This window comes from Burkholderia singularis, from assembly GCF_001718875.1.
Lineage (GTDB): Bacteria > Pseudomonadota > Gammaproteobacteria > Burkholderiales > Burkholderiaceae > Burkholderia > Burkholderia singularis.
This window is the reverse complement of the sequence record NZ_CP013448.1, coordinates 1,300,010-1,319,274: the sequence shown is the minus strand read 5'-3', so window position 1 is coordinate 1,319,274 and position 19,265 is coordinate 1,300,010. Positions and strand designations below refer to the sequence as shown.

15 protein-coding genes are annotated in these 19,265 nt (G+C 67.4%); 9 read left to right on the top strand and 6 right to left on the bottom strand.

All coding sequences use genetic code 11. The features are described 5' to 3' along the window. Positions 1 to 19: 19 nt before the first annotated feature. The gene (locus tag AQ611_RS06030; protein ID WP_069233980.1) at positions 20 to 2,335 is read right to left on the bottom strand and encodes a DNA translocase FtsK; all 2,316 of its coding nucleotides are present in this window, start codon (positions 2,333 to 2,335) and stop codon (positions 20 to 22) included. Positions 2,336 to 2,620: 285 nt separating this feature from the next. On the opposite strand from AQ611_RS06030, the gene trxB reads away from it, so the two are divergent. From trxB to AQ611_RS06015, 3 genes are all read left to right on the top strand, one after another. Continuing rightward, a complete protein-coding gene (gene trxB / locus AQ611_RS06025) occupies positions 2,621 to 3,583 on the top strand; it encodes a thioredoxin-disulfide reductase (RefSeq protein WP_059519909.1) in 963 nt (320 codons plus the stop codon). A 147-nt stretch (positions 3,584 to 3,730) separates the two neighbouring features. Then, on the top strand, positions 3,731 to 4,513 hold the full coding sequence (locus tag AQ611_RS06020) for a Smr/MutS family protein (protein ID WP_069235164.1): 783 nt from the start codon (positions 3,731 to 3,733) through the stop codon (positions 4,511 to 4,513). Further along, complete coding sequence (locus AQ611_RS06015; protein WP_059519910.1) at positions 4,500 to 5,123, top strand: trimeric intracellular cation channel family protein; 624 nt, start codon at positions 4,500 to 4,502, stop codon at positions 5,121 to 5,123. Before AQ611_RS06020 ends, AQ611_RS06015 begins: the two co-directional genes overlap by 14 nt. A gap of 108 nt (positions 5,124 to 5,231) precedes the next feature. Here the strand turns inward: AQ611_RS06015 and AQ611_RS06010 are convergent, their stop codons facing one another. The 4 genes from AQ611_RS06010 to AQ611_RS05995 all read right to left on the bottom strand — a co-directional run bounded on the left by AQ611_RS06010 (position 5,232) and on the right by AQ611_RS05995 (position 9,632). Beyond that, on the bottom strand, positions 5,232 to 6,350 hold the full coding sequence (locus tag AQ611_RS06010; RefSeq protein WP_059519911.1) for an ABC transporter ATP-binding protein: 1,119 nt from the start codon (positions 6,348 to 6,350) through the stop codon (positions 5,232 to 5,234). A gap of 88 nt (positions 6,351 to 6,438) precedes the next feature. Then, positions 6,439 to 7,296 carry a carbohydrate ABC transporter permease gene (locus AQ611_RS06005; protein ID WP_059519912.1) on the bottom strand — a complete coding sequence of 286 codons (858 nt, stop codon included), beginning with the start codon at positions 7,294 to 7,296 and terminating at the stop codon, positions 6,439 to 6,441. Further along, positions 7,286 to 8,224, bottom strand: coding sequence for a carbohydrate ABC transporter permease (locus AQ611_RS06000; RefSeq protein WP_059520071.1), 939 nt, complete (start codon positions 8,222 to 8,224; stop codon positions 7,286 to 7,288). Before AQ611_RS06000 ends, AQ611_RS06005 begins: the two co-directional genes overlap by 11 nt. A gap of 160 nt (positions 8,225 to 8,384) precedes the next feature. Further along, on the bottom strand, positions 8,385 to 9,632 hold the full coding sequence (locus AQ611_RS05995; RefSeq protein WP_059519913.1) for an ABC transporter substrate-binding protein: 1,248 nt from the start codon (positions 9,630 to 9,632) through the stop codon (positions 8,385 to 8,387). A 544-nt stretch (positions 9,633 to 10,176) separates the two neighbouring features. On the opposite strand from AQ611_RS05995, the gene zwf reads away from it, so the two are divergent. From zwf to AQ611_RS05980, 3 genes are all read left to right on the top strand, one after another. After that, on the top strand, positions 10,177 to 11,646 hold the full coding sequence (gene zwf / locus AQ611_RS05990; RefSeq protein WP_069233979.1) for a glucose-6-phosphate dehydrogenase: 1,470 nt from the start codon (positions 10,177 to 10,179) through the stop codon (positions 11,644 to 11,646). A gap of 102 nt (positions 11,647 to 11,748) precedes the next feature. After that, complete coding sequence (pgl, locus tag AQ611_RS05985) at positions 11,749 to 12,426, top strand: 6-phosphogluconolactonase (RefSeq protein ID WP_069235163.1); 678 nt, start codon at positions 11,749 to 11,751, stop codon at positions 12,424 to 12,426. Next, entirely contained in the window at positions 12,404 to 14,329 is a 1,926-nt protein-coding gene (locus AQ611_RS05980) for a bifunctional transcriptional regulator/glucokinase (RefSeq protein ID WP_059519915.1), read from the top strand. Before pgl ends, AQ611_RS05980 begins: the two co-directional genes overlap by 23 nt. A gap of 198 nt (positions 14,330 to 14,527) precedes the next feature. On the opposite strand, the gene AQ611_RS05975 is transcribed toward AQ611_RS05980, so the two are convergent. Beyond that, positions 14,528 to 15,745, bottom strand: coding sequence for a Bcr/CflA family multidrug efflux MFS transporter (locus tag AQ611_RS05975; RefSeq protein ID WP_059519916.1), 1,218 nt, complete (start codon positions 15,743 to 15,745; stop codon positions 14,528 to 14,530). A 209-nt stretch (positions 15,746 to 15,954) separates the two neighbouring features. On the opposite strand from AQ611_RS05975, the gene AQ611_RS05970 reads away from it, so the two are divergent. The 3 genes from AQ611_RS05970 (at position 15,955) to ribD (ending at position 19,261) form a co-directional block, all read left to right on the top strand. Further along, on the top strand, positions 15,955 to 16,413 hold the full coding sequence (locus tag AQ611_RS05970) for a hypothetical protein (RefSeq protein ID WP_059519917.1): 459 nt from the start codon (positions 15,955 to 15,957) through the stop codon (positions 16,411 to 16,413). A gap of 398 nt (positions 16,414 to 16,811) precedes the next feature. Further along, positions 16,812 to 18,095 carry a glutamate-1-semialdehyde 2,1-aminomutase gene (hemL, locus tag AQ611_RS05965; protein WP_059519918.1) on the top strand — a complete coding sequence of 428 codons (1,284 nt, stop codon included), beginning with the start codon at positions 16,812 to 16,814 and terminating at the stop codon, positions 18,093 to 18,095. A 32-nt stretch (positions 18,096 to 18,127) separates the two neighbouring features. Beyond that, entirely contained in the window at positions 18,128 to 19,261 is a 1,134-nt protein-coding gene (ribD, locus tag AQ611_RS05960; protein ID WP_069233978.1) for a bifunctional diaminohydroxyphosphoribosylaminopyrimidine deaminase/5-amino-6-(5-phosphoribosylamino)uracil reductase RibD, read from the top strand. Positions 19,262 to 19,265 lie beyond the last annotated feature (4 nt).

Here is a 19,265-nt window from a genome sequence, read left to right as displayed (position 1 = left end):
CGGCAGCCTCGGCGCGAACTCACTCGGCGTCGCGCGCGGGCACGAGGATTTCGCGGTTGCCGCTCGACGACATCGCCGAAACGAGCCCTGATTGCTCCATCTGCTCGAGCAGGCGCGCCGCGCGGTTGTAGCCGATGCGCAAATGACGCTGCACGAGCGAGATCGACGCGCGCCGATTCTTGATCACGATCTCCACTGCCTGGTCGTACAGCGGATCGGCCTCGCCGTTCGCGTCGCCGCCGGCCGCGGCCGAGCCCTCGTCGCCATCGGCCGTGCCGCCTTCGAGCAGCCCCTCGATGTAATTCGGCTCGCCATGCTCCTTGAGCTTCTCGACCACGCGATGCACCTCGTCGTCCGAGACGAACGCGCCATGCACGCGCACGGGCAGGCCGGTGCCGGGCGGCAGATACAGCATGTCGCCCTGGCCCAGCAGCGATTCCGCGCCCATCTGATCGAGAATCGTGCGCGAGTCGATCTTCGACGACACCTGGAACGCGATGCGCGTCGGCACGTTCGCCTTGATGAGGCCCGTGATCACGTCGACCGACGGGCGCTGCGTCGCGAGAATCAGATGAATGCCCGCCGCGCGCGCCTTCTGGGCGATCCGCGCGATCAGTTCCTCGACCTTCTTGCCGACCACCATCATCAAATCGGCAAGCTCGTCGATCACGACGACGATATTCGGCAGCCGGCCGAGCGGCTCCGGATCGTCGGGCGTCAGGCTGAACGGGTTCGGAATTTTCTCTTCGCGCTTCTTCGCATCCTCGATCTTGTTGTTGTAGCCGGCAAGATTGCGCACGCCGAGCTTGCTCATCAGCTTGTAGCGGCGCTCCATCTCGGCCACCGTCCAGTTGAGCGCGTGGCCCGCCTGGCGCATATCGGTGACGACCGGGCACAGCAGGTGCGGAATCCCTTCGTAGACGCTCATTTCGAGCATCTTCGGATCGATCAGGATCAGCCGCACCTGCTCGGCGCTCGCCTTGTACAGCAGCGACAGAATCATCGCGTTGATCCCGACCGACTTGCCCGAGCCGGTCGTGCCGGCAACCAGCAAGTGCGGCATCTTCGCGAGATCCGCGCACACCGGCTTGCCGCCGATGTCCTTGCCGAGGCCGAGCGTGAGCATCGACGGCGCGTCCGCGTAGACCTCGGAGCCGAGGATCTCCGACAGCCGCACCGTCTGGCGGCGCTGGTTCGGCAGCTCGAGCGCCATGTAGTTCTTGCCGGGAATCGTCTCGACGACGCGGATCGACACGAGCGACAGCGAGCGCGCGAGATCCTTCGACAGATTGACGATCTGGCTGCCCTTCACACCGGTCGCGGGTTCGATCTCGTAGCGGGTGACGACGGGCCCCGGATATGCGGCGACGACACTCACCTCGACGCCGAAATCCTTCAGCTTCTTCTCGATCAGGCGCGACGTGAATTCGAGCGTATCGGCGGAGATCGTTTCTTGCGCGGCGCTTGCCGGATCGAGCAGCGAGATCGCGGGCAACGTCGAGTCGCCCGGCAAGTCGGTGAAAAGCGGCTGCTGGCGCTCCTTCTCGGCGCGCTCGGATTTGACCGGCGTGACCACGGGCGGCACGATCGTCACGGGCTCGTGCTCCTCGATACGCACGCGCTCCTCCTCGACCTTGCCTTCGCGCTTGACGGCCGCCGCCTCGCCGAGCTTGCGGTCGCGCTCGGCCTCGCGGCGCAGCCGCGCGAGCGTGACGGCCGAGATGATCGCGCCGCCCACGCGCTCGGCCACCGACAGCCACGAAAAGCGGAAATACAGCGACAGCCCGATCGCGAGCGCGATAAGCAGCACGAGCGTGCCGCCCGTGAAGCCGAACGCGTGCGACACGCCGCGCGCGATCGTCTCGCCGACGACGCCGCCGGGCGCGCGCGGCAATGGCAGCTTCAGCGACCACATGCGCAGCGCCTCGACACCGTCGCTCGCGAGCAGCACGAGAACGAACGCGAAGCCTTCGGCAAGCCAGCCGATCGACTTTTCGGGCTTTTCCGGCTCGTCGGTCAGCGTCTCGTGCCGCGTGATGCGGCGATAGTTCGCGGCCACGCGCCGCCCGAGCAGCACGACGAGCCAATAGGCGGAAAGCCCGAACAACAGCAGCAGGATGTCGGCCGTCCACGCGCCGACCCGTCCCGCCCAGTTCGCGATGTGATCGACCTGCGCCGCGTGCGTCCAGCTCGGGTCGCTGCGGCTGTAGCTCAAGAGCGCCATGAGCAGGAACGCGAGCAGCGCGACCTGCAGGATCCAGCGGATCTCGACCAGAAGGCGCGACATGCGATGCGGCAGCGCTTGGGCCTGCGCGGTATAAGGAGCTTTTGCCATGAATCCGTCAAGAAGGCGATGAGGCGGCGTCACACCGGGTGCGGGCCGCCGATCGTTCGATTCGGTCTATTGTAAACGCTGCACTGCCCGGCCAAGTGTAAATGACGGTAACGCGTGCGTCGCGCGTGAGGCCCGGGCGACGCTATCGCGCCGATTGAAAACGCGTTGCGGCGGCACGGCGGGCAGGCCTTTATAATGCGCTCTTTGCCCCCATCTGCGACGCTATCCCGCTCGCATCGTGCCGCCCAGCGTCATCCGGCCGGCCGCTTTTTACGGATCATCCTCATGTCCACGCCCAAACACGCGAAAGTCCTGATTCTCGGTTCCGGCCCCGCCGGCTACACGGCGGCCGTCTACGCCGCCCGCGCGAACCTGTCGCCCGTGCTGATCACGGGCATCGCGCAAGGCGGCCAGTTGATGACGACCACCGACGTCGAGAACTGGCCGGCCGATGCGAACGGCGTCCAGGGGCCGGAGCTGATGCAGCGCTTTCTCGCGCACGCGGAGCGTTTCAACACGGAAATCGTGTTCGACCACATCCACACGGCGAAGCTGCACGAAAAGCCGATCCGCCTGATCGGCGACGCCGGCGAATACACGTGCGATGCGCTGATCATCGCGACGGGCGCGTCCGCGCAATACCTCGGCCTGCCGTCGGAAGAAGCGTTCATGGGGCGCGGCGTGTCGGCCTGCGCGACCTGCGACGGCTTCTTCTACAAGAATCAGAACGTGGCCGTGGTCGGCGGCGGCAACACCGCCGTCGAGGAAGCGCTGTATCTGACCGGCATCGCGAAGAAGGTGACGGTGATTCACCGCCGCGACAAGTTCCGCGCGGAGCCGATCCTGGTCGACCGGCTGCTCGAAAAGGAAAAGGAAGGCGTCGTCGAGATCAAGTGGAATCACGTGCTCGACGAAGTGACGGGCGACGACACCGGCGTGTCCGGCGTGCGCATCAAGCACACGCAGACGGGCGAAACCCAGGATGTCGCCGTGCAGGGCCTGTTCATCGCAATCGGCCACAAGCCGAACACCGATATCTTCAACGGACAGCTCGAAATGAAGGACGGCTATATCATCACGTCGAGCGGCCTTGCCGGCAACGCGACGGCAACCAGCGTGGCGGGCGTGTTCGCGGCGGGCGACGTGCAGGATCACGTCTACCGCCAGGCGATCACGAGCGCGGGCACCGGCTGCATGGCGGCACTCGACGCGCAGCGCTATCTCGAAAGCCTGCACGACCGCAAGTGACGATAACGGGCGGTGCGCGACGCTACAATGGCGTCGTCGCGCGCCGCCCGCTCAAGGCTCAAGGCCCCTGCCGCCAGCCGCTGTGCATCGCGCAGCGGCTTTTTCATGCCCGGCGGCGGCACGCTGCCCTCTCGCATCCGAACGATCATGGCGAAGAACCAGCCCCATCCCAGCGACCCCGCGAAGCGGCAAGCCGCCGCCCGGCCCGCCACTCCGGCGCCAGCGCCCGCACCCGCCAGCCCGCCGCCGCCCGCCGCGCTGCGCGGCCAGGGGCTGGCCGGGCTCGGCGCGCTGCGCGCCACGCTCGAGGGCCAAGCCGAGCAACGCGCCCGCGCGCAGGCGCAGGCCGCCCAGGCCGCGCGCGAAGCCGCGGCGGATGCCGATCTGTTCCGCCGCGAAATCGGCGACATCCAGCCGCTCGCCGTGCCGCAGCGCGCCGCAGGCGGCCGCACGCCGCCCGCGCCCGTGCCGAAACACACGCGGCAGGATGAAGCGGCGGTGCTCGACGCCACGTTGTCCGACGAATTCGATCCCGAGACGCTGCTCGACGCCGACGAATCGCTGTACTACCACCGCCCCGGCCTGAGCCGCGACGTGGTCCGCAAGCTCAGAAGCGGCGCGTGGATCGTCCAGGCGCAGCTCGATCTGCATGGCATGCGCCGCGACGAGGCGCGCGAGGCGCTCGCCGAATTCATCCGCGAATCCGCGAAGAAGGGGCTGCGCTGCCTGCGCGTGATCCACGGCAAGGGGCTGGGCTCGATCGGCAAGGAACCGGTGCTCAAAGGCAAGGTGCGCGCGTGGCTCGTGCAGAAAGACGAGGTGATCGCATTCTGCGAAGCGCGCGGCCACGACGGCGGCGCGGGCGCGGTGCTCGTGCTGCTGCGGCAGGCCGGCGTGGGCGGCGAGCGGGGGCCGCGTGCCGCATCCTAGGCTGACGCTGGCGATCACCGTACTCGAGGCGCTTGCCACGCTCGCGTTCGCGATCTCCGGTTTCATCGAGGCCCGCAAGAGCCGGCTCGACTCGGTCGGCACGTTCGTCGTCGCGCTCGCGACCGCGTTCGGCGGCGGCACCATCCGCGACATCCTGCTCGAGCGCCGGCCCTTCTACTGGGTCGTCCACGACGATTACGTGATCGCCATCTTCGCGATGGCGATGTTCGCGCCGATCGTGCTGCGGATGATGTCGCGGCTGTCGGCCGAACGCGCGCTGCTCGTCGCCGACGCGGTCGGGCTCGGCATCTTCAGCATCTCGGGCACGTCGATCGCGCTCGACGCCGAGATGCCGCGCTTCATCGCCGCGATGATGGGCGTGACCACCGGCGTCGCGGGCGGCATTCTGCGCGACGTGCTGTGCAACGACATCCCGCTGATCCTGCGCGACTCGCGCCCGTATGCGACCTGCGCGTTCGTCGGCTGCTGGTTCTATCTGCTGCTGGCGGAGCTGAAGCTCGATCCAGTCTACAGCGTGCTCGCCGCCACCGCGTTCATCCTCGCCGCGCGGCTCGTCACCTATAAGCTCGACATCCGGTTGCCGCACTGAGGGGCCATGCACGCGAAAACGCGAAGGGCCGTTCGTTCCTGCCGGAACAACGGCCCTTCGTCATGAACGCAGGCTGGCCTCGCGCGGCACGGCGGCGCCGCGCGCGCATCACGCGATGCGCGCCTCGGTCGACGGATCGAACAGCACCGCCTTCGACACGTCGAACAGCAGCGACAGCTTCTGCTGCGGCTTCGGATCGGCGGCCGGATGCACGCGGCTCACGATCCGCTTGCCGTTGACCTGCGCGAACACGTGCGTGTCCGGGCCGGTCGGCTCGGTCACGTCGACCGTCACGTCGATCGGCTGCAGCGACGATGCCTCGCCGTTGTGCGCGCTTCGCGCATCGGTGATCCGCTCGGGCCGCAGGCCGAGAATGACGTCCCGGCCGAGGTGCCCGTTCATCCGCTTCGCGTCGAACGGCAGGTGCAGCACGCCGCGCATCGCGCCCGTGTCGAGTTCGAGGCCGACGCCGCTGCCCTGCTCGACCAGCTTGCCGTTGATGAAATTCATCGGCGGCGCGCCGATGAAACCCGCGACGAACAGGTTCGACGGCGAATCGTAAATTTCCTGCGGCGCGCCGAATTGCTGCACGACGCCGTCCTTCATCACCGCGATCCGGTCGCCGAGCGTCATCGCCTCGATCTGGTCGTGCGTCACGTAGACGATCGTCGTGCCCAGGCGCTGATGCAGCAGCTTGATCTCGGAGCGCATTTCGATGCGCAGCTTCGCATCGAGATTGGACAGCGGCTCGTCGAACAGGAAGAGCGACGGATCGCGCGCGAGCGCGCGGCCCATCGCGACACGCTGGCGCTGGCCACCCGAGAGCTGGCCCGGCTTGCGATCGAGCAGATGCTCGATCTGCAGCATCGCGGCGACGCGCTCGACGATACTCTTCTGCTCGCTCTTGGGCACCTTGCGGATGTTCAGGCCGAACGAGATGTTGTCGCGCACCGTCATCGACGGATACAGCGCATACGACTGGAACACCATCGCGATGTCGCGATCCTTCGGCGACAGATCGTTGACGACCTGCCCGCCGATCCGGATCTCGCCCTTCGTCACGGTTTCGAGCCCGGCGATCATGTTGAGCAGCGTCGATTTTCCGCAGCCCGAGCCGCCGACGAGAATCAGAAACTGGCCGTCCTCGATATCGATATCGACGCCCTTGAGGACGGGCACCCCGTTCGGGTAGGTCTTGTACACGTCACGGATGGAAAGGCTTGCCATGCTGTGAATCCTCTGTCTTCAGTGCGGCGCGCGCGCCGCGTCGTGTCTCGTAATCTCGTATCGCCGCGCGGCGCCGGCCGCGCCCGCGTCATCCCTTTACCGCACCCGCCGTCAGCCCGCGCACGAAGTAGCGCCCGGCGAGCACGTAGACGAGCAGCGTCGGCAGCGCGGCGATGATCGCGCCCGCCATGTCGACGTTGTACTCCTTCACGCCCGTCGACGTGTTGACGAGGTTGTTCAATGCGACCGTGATCGGCATCGAATCGACGCCGGAGAACACGATGCCGAACAGGAAGTCGTTCCAGATCTGCGTGAACTGCCAGATCACGCACACCATGAAAATCGGCAGCGACACCGGCAGCAGAATCTTCGTGAAGATCGTGAAGAAGCCCGCGCCGTCGATGCGCGCGGCCTTCACCAGCTCAGCCGGCACGCTCACGTAGAAATTGCGGAAGAACATCGTCGTGAACGCAATGCCGTAGACGACGTGCACGAACACCAGGCCCGGGATCGTGTTCGCCATCCCGAAGTAGCCCTCCAGGCGCGCCATCGGCAGCAGGATCACCTGGAACGGGATGAAGCAGCCGACGAGCAGCATCGTGAAGAACGCGTCCGCGCCGCGAAAGCGCCAGTGCGTGAGCACGTAGCCGTTGAACGCGCCGATCAGCGACGAGATCAGCACGGCCGGAATCACCATCTTGAGCGAATTGAAGAAAAACGGCTTCATCCCGTCGCAGCGCACGCCGGTACACGCCTCGCTCCATGCCTTGACCCACGGCGCGATCGTCCAGTTGGACGGCGGCGTGAGCAGGTTGCCGGTGCGCAACTGGTCGAGATCCTTGAACGACGTCGACAGCATCACGTACAGCGGGAACAGGAAGTACAGCGCGAACAGAATCAGCGCCGCGTAGATCACAGCCCGGCCGATCGTCATCTTAGGCTGCATTGCGGGTGCTCCTCGATTCGAGATACATGAGCGGCACGAGCACTGCGACGACGGTGGCGAGCATCATCACCGACGATGCCGCGCCGACGCCCAGCTGCCCGCGATTGAACGAATACGTGTACATGAACATCGCAGGCAGCGACGACGACGTGCCCGGCCCGCCCGCCGTCAGCGCGACGACGAGATCGAAGGTCTTGATCGTGATGTGACAAAGGATCAGCAGCACCGAGAAAAACACCGGGCGCATGCTCGGAATCACGATCTTGCGGTAAATGGTGGGCAGCGTCGCGCCGTCGACCTGCGCGGCCTTGAAGATCTCGCCGTCCACGCCGCGCAGCCCGGCGAGGAACAGCGCCATCACGAAGCCCGTCGATTGCCAGACGGCCGCGATCACGACGCAGAAGATCGCCTTGTCCGGATCGTCGAGCCAGCCGAACGAGAAGTTCGTGAAACCCCAGTCATGCATCACTTTCTCGAGGCCGAGGCCGGGGTTCAGAATCCATTGCCACGCCGTGCCGGTGACGATGAACGACAGCGCCATCGGATACAGGAACACCGCGCGCAGCGCGCCTTCGTTGCGGATCTGCTGATCGAGCAGGATCGCGAGCAACAGGCCCAGCACGACGCAGATCACGATGAACGGAATGCCGAACCAGCCGAGGTTCGCGGCCGAGGTCCACCAGACGTCGTTGCCGAACAAATCGGAATAGCGGCCGAAGCCGTCGAACGTGTAGTTCGGCAGCAGTCGCGAATTCGTCATCGACAGATAGCTGGTGATGACGATGAAGCCATAGATGAACACCAGTGCGATCGCGATGCTGGGCGCGAGCACCAGTTTCGGAATCCAGCGGTCGGCGAGCGCCGACAGCGGCGACGTGCGGCGTGCGGCGGCCGCGCTGGTTCCGTTTCCGCCAAGTGGGGCAGCCACGTGTTTCGACTCCTGGAGCAAGATCGCCGGCGCCGCGGCGCGACGCCGCAAGCGGACAGCGGATAGGGCGCGAGCCGGCAACCGGCCCGTTTGCAGCACATGCGACGCGCGCAATGCCCGGCGCGCTAAGATCGGCGCAACCGGGCTTGCGCACCGTTCGTTACTTCACCTTCGCGGCCTTCGCGAGCGCGGCGACCGCGCTCTTCGCGTCCTGCTGCGAGTTCATGAACTTCGTCACGACGTCGGTGATCGCGCCCGCGGTGGCGTCGCTCTGAGCCATGCCGTGCGCGAGCGACGGCACGTAGCCGCCGGACTTGATCGCCGCCTGGCCGTCCGCGTAGGACTTCTTCGCGCAATCGTCGAACTTGTCCATCTTCACGCCCTGGCGCACCGGCACCGACCCCTTCAGCAAGCTGAACTGCTCTTGGAACGCGGGCGTCATGATCGTCTTCGCAAGCGCGATCTGACCCGGCGTCGCCGCCTTCTGACCCTTCTGCTGGAAGAACACGAACGAATCGACGTTGAACGTGTAGGCGTTCGCCGTGCCCGGCACCGCCGCGCAGATGTAATCCTTGCCCGCCTTCTTGCCGGCCGCCTCGAACTCGCCCTTCGCCCAGTCGCCCATGAACTGCATGCCGGCACGGCCGTTGATGACCATCGCGGTCGCGAGATTCCAGTCGCGGCCGTTACGGCCGGAGTCGAAGTAGCTTTGGATCTTGCGGACCGTGTTGAACACGTCGAGCATTTGCGGGGAGGTCAGCGTAGCCTGGTCGAGATCGACGAGCGCCTTCTTGTAGAACGCCGGGCCCTGCGACAGCACCACGTCCTCCCACAGCGTCAAATCTTGCCACGGCTGGCCGCCCATCGCGACCGGCTGAATGCCGGCGGCCTTCAGCTTGTCGGCGACCTGGAAGAACTCGGCCCACGTCGCAGGCGGCTTCGCGCCGACCTTGTCGAGCGCGGCCTTGTTGATGTAGAGCCAGTTCACGCGGTGCACCGAGAACGGCGCCGCGACGTAATTGCCCTTGTATTTGATGATCTTGTCGATCTCGGCCGGCAGGTTCTGCTTCCAGTCGCCCGCTGCCGCGTTGATGTCGACGAGCACGCCCTGATCGGCCCATTCCTGAATCAACGGCCCCTTGATCTGCGCGGCCGACGGCGCGTCGCCGCTGATCACCTTGGTCTTCAGCGCGGTCATCGCCGCGGCGCCCGCGCCGCCCGCGACCGCGAAATCCTTCCACACGTAGCCCTGCTTTTGCAGATCGTCCTTGAGCACGCCGACGGCCTTCGATTCACCGCCCGACGTCCACCAATGCAGCACGGTGACATTCTCGGCCGCTTGCGCCGCGGCGGCGCCGAACATCAGACCTGCGGCGCACAACGCGCCCATGATCGCGCGAACTTTCATCAGTTATCTCCTCCAGTTTGGGTCATCCACTCGTCGGACTTTCGATCGCGCCGAACGCGCGAAAGCCGGCTTATTGGCTAGGTCGCCGCACAAACGACGGCACTAAACAAACGGCACAGGAAAGAAGACACGGGGAATCGAGCCGCGAACGACGCGCCACACGCGGTACAGGCCGACGCATGGCGTGCGGGCCGATGCCGGCCGCGGGCTCTCAGAGGCTGAGTGCTGACTCGAGCTTCAACGACTGTCTCCTCCTGGGCTATCCGGTTGCGCTGCCCGACCACCGCCAGGCGTGCACCCCAGGGGCAGCAACGTGCACATATGCGCATCATCAATGTCCGATAACATCCGACGTGCGGCATACATCCGCCGCACGCCCCGTCCGAAGTTCGCGCCTCTTCATGCCGTGCGCTTCTTTTCTTCGTTCAGGTGCTACCCCTTGCGCCGGATTGTAGTTAAACTACAATTCAGTGTCAAAAATATTTTTATCGCACTACGGCCCACGATGCACGGCATCGCGGGCGCCCGAATCCGTGGGAGACACATGCATACCGACTCGAGCTTCACCTTCGTTCTCTTCGGCGGCACCGGCGATCTGTCGATGCGCAAGATTCTCCCCGCGCTCTTCGAGGCGCACCGCGCGAACATGCTGGCCGAAGCCGGACGGATCGTCGCGGTCGCGCGCGGCGCGGCCGATCGCGACGCCTACCTCGGCTGGGTCGAGGAGCACGTGAAGCCGCACGCGGCCAAAGCGGCCGGCAGCGCGTTCGACGAGGCGGTCTGGCGAAGCTTCCTCGAGCGGATCGTCTACGTGAAGCTCGACGCGAGCCGCGCGCAAGACTACGCGCTGCTGCGCGACGCGGTCGACAAGCTGTCGGGCATCCGCGTGTTCTATCTCGCGACCGGCCCGTCGCTGTTCGTGCCGATCTGCAACGCGCTTGCCGCGGTGGGCCTCAACGAGGGCGCGCGCATCGTGCTCGAGAAACCGCTCGGCTACGATCTGCGTTCGTCGAATGCGATCAACGACGCGGTCGGCGAGATCTTCGCCGAAGAGCAGATTTACCGGATCGACCACTACCTCGGCAAGGAGCCGGTGCAGAACCTGCTCGCGCTGCGCTTCGGCAATGCTCTTTTCGAGCCGCTGTGGCGCCGCGAATGGGTCGAGAGCATCCAGATCACGATCGCCGAGGAGCTGGGCGTCGAGGCGCGCGGCGATTTCTACGACAATACCGGCGCGCTGCGCGACATGGTGCAGAACCACCTGCTGCAACTGCTGTCGATCGTCGCGATGGAGCCGCCGCATTCGATGGATTCCGATTCGGTGCGCGACGAGAAGCTGCGCGTGCTGCGCGCGCTCAAGCCCGTCGATCAGCGCGACATCGGCAAGGTCGCGGTGCGCGGCCAGTACCACGCCGGCGTGATCAAGGGCGCGCAGGTGCCGGCCTATGCGACCGAACCCGGCGTGAAGCCGGATAGCCAGACCGAGACGTTCGTCGCGCTGAAGGTTGAGATCGAAAACTGGCGCTGGGCCGGCGTGCCGTTCTTCCTGCGCACCGGCAAGCGCCTGGCCGACCGCGTCGCCGAGATCGTCGTCAACTTCCGGCCGGTGCCGCATTCCGCGCTCGGGCCCACTGCGCTGCGCGCGGGCGCGAACCGCCTGGTGATCCGGCTGCAGCCGAACGAGTCGATCCGCTTGTACTGCCTCGCGAAGCAGCCGGGCGAAGGGATGAACCTCGCGAGCGTGCACCTCGATCTCGCGTTCGACCAGTTCTTCAAGGAAGGCCAGATGGAGGCGTATCAGCGCCTGCTGCTCGACGTGATCAACGGCCGCCTCGCGCTGTTCGTGCGTCGCGACGAGCAGGAGGCCGCGTGGCGCTGGGTCGAGCCGATCCTCAACGAGTGGGCGCGCTCGATGAAACCGCCGAAGCCGTATGCGGCCGGCACCTGGGGCCCCGCCGCCGCGAGCGCGATGCTCGCGCAGCACGGCACCTGCTGGCTCGAAGAAGAAAACTGATGAATGCGGCGCGGCTTCGCCGGCCGCCGCCGCGCCGACCCGCATCAATGCAGTCCCGCACAATTCGATGAATTCAATAAAGACAGTCTGGATGGAGGAGAAGTGATCGAGATTCACGCTTTCGAGACCCCGAGCGCTCAATCCGACGCGCTGGCGCGCGCGGTGGGCGAAGCGCTCGCGGCCGCGCTCGCGCAACGCGCGCGCGCGACGCTCGCGGTATCGGGCGGCACGAGCCCGCGGCCGTTCCTGCAAACGTTGTCGAACGCGGCGCTCGACTGGCCCCGCATCGACGTGACGCTCGTCGACGACCGCTGGGTTCCCGACACCGACTCGGCCAGCAACGCGAAGCTCGTGCGCGAGACGCTGCTGCAAAACGCCGCCGCCGGCGCGCGTTTCGCGCCGCTGGTGGATACGCGCGAGACGCTCGATGCGCGGATCGCGGCGCTCAACGCGAGCGCCGCGCATGCGCTGCCCGACGTCGCCGTGCTCGGCATGGGTGAGGACGGCCACACCGCGTCGCTGTTCGCCGACGCGCCCGAGTGGACGCACGCGACCACGACGCCCGAGCGCTTCGTCGCCGTGCATCCGCTCGCCGCGCCGCATGCGCGCGTGAGCCTGTCGCTCGACGCGCTCAAGCACATCGATCGTCTGTTCCTGCTGATCGCAGGCAAGCGCAAGCGCGAGGTGCTCGAAGCCGCCGCCGCGCCGCAACAGAACGCGATTTCGCAATTGGCCAACGACAAGGGGACAAAGCTCGATGTCTACTGGTGCGCAAATTAAAGCCGCCGCCGCGAACCAGCACGCGGACGGCCCGCGCCTGCTGGCCGACGTCGGCGGCACCAACGCGCGCTTCTCGCTCGAAACCGCCGCAGGCGAAATCGAGCAGATTCGCGTCTACCCGGTCGCCGACTATCCGACGCTCACCGACGCGATCCGCAAGTATCTGAAGGACGTGAAGATCAATCGCGTGAATCACGCGGCGATCTCGATCGCGAACCCGGTCGACGGCGATCAGGTGCAGATGACCAATCACGATTGGAGCTTTTCGATCGAGGCGACGCGCCGCGCGCTCGGCTTCGACACGCTGCTCGTCGTCAACGATTTCACCGCGCTCGCGATGGCGCTGCCGGGCCTGACCGACGCGCAGCGCCTGCAGGTCGGCGGCGGCACGCGGCGGCAGAACAGCGTGATCGGCCTGATGGGACCGGGCACCGGGCTCGGCGTATCGGGCCTGATTCCGGCCGACGACCGCTGGATCGCGCTCGGCAGCGAAGGCGGCCACGCGTCGTTCGCGCCGCAGGACGAGCGCGAGGATCTCGTGCTCCAGTACGCGCGCAAGAAGTTTCAGCACGTGTCGTTCGAGCGCGTGTGCGCGGGCCCCGGCATGGAGATCGTCTATCGCGCGCTCGCCGCGCGCGACAAGAAGCGCATCGCCGCGAGCGTCGACACCGCCGAGATCGTCGAGCGCGCGCACGCGGGCGACGCACTCGCGCTCGAAGCAGTCGAATGCTTCTGCGGGATTCTCGGCTCGTTCGCCGGCAGCCTCGCGCTGACGCTCGGCGCGCTCGGCGGCGTCTACATCGGCGGCGGCGTCGTGCCGAAACTGGGTGAGTTGTTCATGCGCTCGTCGTTTCGCGAACGCTTCGAGGCCAAGGGCCGCTTCGACACGTACCTCGCGAACATCCCGACCTATCTGATCACCGCCGACTATCCGGCCTTTCTCGGCGTATCGGCGATTCTCGCCGAGCAGTTGTCGAACCGCTCGGGCAGCGCGTCGTCGGCCGTGTTCGAGCGCATCAGGCAAATGCGCGATGCGCTCACGCCCGCCGAGCGCCGCGTCGCCGATCTCGCGCTCAACCATCCGCGCTCGATCATCAACGATCCGATCGTCGATATCGCGCGCAAGGCCGACGTGAGCCAGCCGACCGTGATCCGCTTCTGCCGCTCGCTCGGCTGCCAGGGGCTGTCGGACTTCAAGCTCAAGCTCGCGACGGGCTTGACGGGCACGATCCCGATGAGCCACAGCCAGGTTCATCTGGGCGACACCGCGACCGATTTCGGCGCGAAGGTGCTCGACAACACCGTGTCCGCGATCCTGCAGTTGCGCGAGCATCTGAACTTCGGCGACGTCGAGCGCGCGATCGATCTGCTGAACAACGCGCGGCGTATCGAGTTCTACGGGCTCGGCAATTCGAACATCGTCGCGCAGGACGCGCATTACAAGTTCTTCCGCTTCGGCATCCCGACGATCGCCTACGGCGATCTGTACATGCAGGCCGCATCGGCTGCGCTGCTCGGCCAGGGCGACGTGATCGTCGCGGTGTCGAAATCCGGCCGCGCGCCGGAGCTGCTGCGCGTGCTCGACGTCGCGATGCAGGCGGGCGCGAAGGTGATCGCGATCACGTCGAGCAACACGCCGCTCGCCAAGCGCGCGAGCGTCGCGCTCGAAACCGATCACATCGAGATGCGCGAATCGCAGTTGTCGATGATCTCGCGAATCCTGCATCTCGTGATCATCGATATCCTCGCGGTCGGCGTCGCGATCCGGCGCGCCACGCCCAATGCGGAACTCGCCGAAGCGATGGCGCGCGCGAAGGCGCGCGCGGGCGCGAAGGCGGACGACGAAAGCGCTGACGTGCTCGATTGGCTGAGCCACGGCGCGTCGCCGGTCGCGCGGGACTAGCGCGGCCGCTCGGCGCGCAACGCGTTGCGCCGAACGCGGAAACAGCGCCGCCGGCATGACCTCCGGCGGCGCTGTTTTTTTTGGATTGCCCGCGGCCCGACGTAAAAAAGGGGCTTGCTGCTTGCCATTTGCCGCTATGCGCTTGCGGGCCGTTTCGGCCGCTCGCCCCCGCCGGCGCAAACCCTTGCCGCCGCGCCCCTACCCCGCGTTTTTCACCGGCCGCCCGTGCCAGCGCAGCACGAGCACGCGCCCCGCGAAGCACAGCAGCCCCGTCGCACCGATCGTCACCCCCATCGCGAACGGCGAGCCGTCGGACAGCGCGCCGATCACGACGCTCGCGAGCGCACCGAGCGCGAGCTGCATCGCGCCGAACACGGCAGCCGCCGCGCCGGCGTTGCGCGTATAGCGGTGCATCAGTTCGGTCGTGCAGTTCGCCGACAGCACGCCGACGACACCGACGACGAAAAAAAGCCCCACGACGATCGACCACAGCCCGCCCAGCCCGGTGATCGCGAAGAACGCGACCGCGAGCGACGCCACGCAACTCACGAGCGCCGCGGCCGCGATGAGCGCGAGCGAGCCGACGCGGCCGACGAAATGCGTGTTCACGAAGTTGCCGATCATGATGCCGACAACATTCAGCCCGAACAGCAGCCCGTAATGCTGCGGCGACACGTGGAAATGCTCGATGTAGACGAACGGCGTCGCGGTGATGTACGCGAACATCGACGCGAACGCCATGCCGCCGCACAGGACGTAGCCCCACGCGAGCGGATCGGCGAGTATGCGCCCATACGCGGCGAACGCGCGCAGCACGCCCGCGCCGCCGCGTTTGTCGCGCGGCCAGGTCTCCGGCACGCGCAGAAACGCGGCCGCCGCGCACGCCGCGCCGAACAGCGCGAGCACGACGAACACGCCGCGCCAGCCGAGAAAGCGCAGCACCTGGCCGCCGATGAGCGGCGCGAGCAGCGGCCCGATCGCGGTGACGATCGCGACCATCGACAGCACCTTCGCCGCGTCGGCGGGCTCGTGCGCGTCGCGCGCGATCGCACGCGCGAGCACCGATGCCGCGCCCGCGCCTAATGCTTGCAGAAAGCGCACCACGATCAGCTGGTCGATCGACGCGGCCACGAAGCAGCCGATGCTCGCGAGCGTGAACAGCGCAATGCCGCCGAGCAGCACCGGCCGGCGGCCGTAGGTATCGGACAGCGGACCATAGAGCAGCATCCCGACCGAGAAGCCGGCCATGAAGCTCGTCAGCGTGCGCTGCGCGGCGGCGGCGCTCACCTGGAAGCCCGCCGCGATCGCGGGCAGGCTCGGCAGGTACATATCGGTGGCAATCGGCCCGCACGCGGCAAGCGCGCCGAGCAACAGGATCAGCCGGCCGTCGGGTCGGCCTCGGGAAACGTGACGCATCGGAATTCCATACGGAAAAGGGGCAGCCGAACCGCATTGGCCGCGCACGCGCGAGCAGTTGCGCACGCCCGGTCCGCCCAGCCCGGCAAGACAACGACGAAAAAGGCGGCCGACCGCGCCGCCATGGCCCCCGATTGTAAGCGAGCCACTTCGGCGCTTCGGTTAAGCTTCTCACTTTGGTCCGACAGCCCGCCCGCCAAATTGCCGACATGACTGCCTTCCTGCTGATCTGGAGCCCCAAGAAATGGCCGTGGCCCGAGTTGCCCGAGTTTGCCGCGCGCGTGCAGGCGGGCGAAGCGGTGGCCGACGTCTGGGGCTGCGGCTTCTCGCGCAGCATCCTGCCGGGCGACCGCGTGTTTCTGCACCGGGTCGCGCAAGAGCCCAAGGGCGTGTTCGGCTCCGGCTACGTAACGCGCGCGCCATATGAGGTGCCCGATTCGGCGACCAAGCGCGGTTACCGGCTCTGCATCGATTTCGTCTACGACTGGCTGGTCGACGGCCATCGCCAGGTCGTGATCGCGCGCGACGCGCTGCGCACGCATCCGTATTCAGTGCAGACCTGGGACGCGCAGACCTCCGGCACGTCGATCAAGCCGATGGTCGAGGGCCCCCTCGAGAAGCGCTGGGCCGAGCTGACCGGCAAGCGCAAGCCGCCGCGGCGCGCGTAGCCGCACGCACGGGCGGCGGACGGCAGCGACGCCGCCGAGCGGCCGCGGGCCGCCGCCCCGGCCGTCCTCCCCCCTTCCGCGCGCCGCCTTTGCGACGCACAAGCGTGCGCATACCGATCCGGTTCCGGCCTGCCCGCCCGCGCCCGCTTATGCCCGCCCCGCCTCCCGCGCCCCCTGCCAGCGCATCGGCACGAGCGCGATCGTCCGCCGCGCGCCGCACACGGCGCGTCACCCGCACGCCCCGGCGCGCCAAACCGCCACGCCCGCGCCGGACTCGCGCCGCACGCGTCTTAGGTACAATCGAGCGGTCAACGCATAGCCATCCCCGATACGCCGTCCGACGCGAACCGCGGCCCCGCCGCTCGCGCGCACGGCCCTCTCTGTCGTAGGTCCCATTCATGTCGAACAATCAAACTCTCTTCGAACGCGCGCAACGAACCAATCCGGGCGGCGTCAATTCGCCGGTGCGCGCGTTCCGCTCGGTCGGCGGCACGCCGCGTTTCGTCAAGCGCGCGCAAGGCGCGTATTTTTGGGACGCCGACGGCAAGCGCTATATCGATTACATCGGCTCGTGGGGGCCGATGATCGTCGGCCACGTGCATCCGGAGGTGCTCGACGCAGTCCAGCGCGTGCTTGCCGACGGCTTTTCGTTCGGCGCGCCGACCGAGGCCGAGATCGAAATCGCCGAGGAAATCGTGAAGCTCGTGCCGTCGATCGAGCAGGTGCGCATGGTCTCGAGCGGCACCGAGGCGACCATGAGCGCACTGCGCCTTGCGCGCGGCTTCACCGGCCGCAGCCGGATCGTCAAGTTCGAGGGCTGCTACCACGGGCACGCCGACAGCCTGCTCGTGAAAGCGGGCTCGGGGCTGCTCACCCTCGGCAACCCGACGTCGGCGGGCGTGCCGGCCGACATCGCGAAATACACCACCGTCCTCGAATACAACAACGTCGCCGCGCTGAACGAAGCGTTCGCCGCGTTCGGCGATGAAATCGCCGCGGTGATCGTCGAGCCCGTCGCGGGCAACATGAATCTCGTGCGCGGCACGCCCGAATTCCTGAACGCGTTGCGCGCGCTGTGCACGAAGCACGGCGCCGTGCTGATCTTCGACGAAGTGATGTGCGGTTTTCGCGTCGCGCTCGGCGGCGCGCAGCAGCACTACGGCATCACGCCGGATCTCACCTGCCTGGGCAAGGTGATCGGCGGCGGCATGCCCGCCGCCGCCTTCGGCGGCCGCCGCGACATCATGGCCGAACTCGCGCCGCTCGGCGCGGTGTATCAGGCCGGCACGCTATCGGGCAATCCGGTCGCGGTCGCCGCGGGGCTCGCGACGCTCAGGCTGATCCAGGCGCCCGGTTTCTACGACGCACTCGCCGACAAGACGCGCCGCCTCGCCGACGGCCTCGCCGCCGAGGCGCACGCGGCAGGCGTGCCGTTTTCGGCCGATGCGATCGGCGCGATGTTCGGCCTCTACTTCACCGAGCGCGTGCCGACCCGCTTCGACGACGTAACCAAGAGCGACATCGAGCACTTCAAGCGCTTCTTCCACCTGATGCTCGACGAAGGCGTGTATTTCGCGCCGTCCGCTTATGAGGCGGGTTTCGTGTCGAGCGCGCACGACGACGCGACGCTCGACGCCACGCTTGCCGCCGCCCGCCGCGCGTTCGCGGTGCTCGCCGGCTGAGCGCGCGGCCGCTCGAACCACAGGACGCGCCCATGTTTTCGGAACAGGACTTTATCCACATGCAACGCGCGCTTGCGCTCGCCGCGCGCGGGATGTACACGACGACGCCGAATCCGCGCGTCGGCTGCGTGATCGTCAACGGCGACGCCGTCATCGGCGAAGGCTTCACCCAGCCGGCCGGCCAGGATCATGCGGAAGTGCAGGCGCTCAAGGACGCGCGCGCGCGCGGCAACGACGTGCGCGGCGCGACCGTCTACGTGACACTCGAGCCATGCAGCCACTTCGGACGCACGCCGCCGTGCGCGCATGCGCTGATCGACGCGCGCGTGGGCAAGGTGGTCGCCGCGATGGAAGACCCGAATCCGCAGGTGTCCGGACGCGGCCTCGCGATGCTGCGCGATGCGGGCGTCGACGTGCGTTGCGGCCTGCTCGCGCACGACGCGCACGAGCTGAACGTCGGCTTCGTGTCGCGGATGACGCGCGGCCGGCCGTGGGTGCGGATGAAAGCCGCCGCGTCGCTCGACGGCCGCACCGCGCTCGCATCCGGCGAAAGCCAATGGATCACCGGCGAAGACGCGCGCGCAGACGGCCACCAGTGGCGCGCGCGCGCCTGCGCGATTCTGACGGGCATCGGCACCGTGCGCAAAGACGATCCGCGGCTCACCGTGCGCGGCGTCGACACGCCGCGGCAGCCGCGGCGCGTGCTGGTCGACAGCCACCTCGACGTGCCGCTCACCGCGCACATTCTCGAAGACGCGCCGCCCGTCATTTTCTGCGGCGCGCTCGACGCGCAGCGCGAAGAGCGCGCGCAGGCGCTGCGCGCGCGCGGCGCCGAGATCGTGCCCCTGCCAAACGCGCACGGCAAGGTCGATTTGCCCGCGATGCTCGCCGCGCTCGGCGAGCGCCAGATCAACGAGCTGCACGTCGAGGCGGGCCATAAGCTGAACGGCTCGCTGCTGCGCGAGCATTGCGTCGACGAACTGCTCGTCTACGTCGCGCCGACCCTGCTCGGCGCGGATGCGGCATCGATGTTCGATCTCGCCGGGCCCGCGTCGCTCGCGGACCGCGCGCGGCTCGCATTTCACAGCGTCGAGCGCATCGGCGACGACCTGCGCGTGCTCGCGCGTTTCGTCGGCGCTCACGCCGCTGCGCCCTCCACTCTCTGACAAC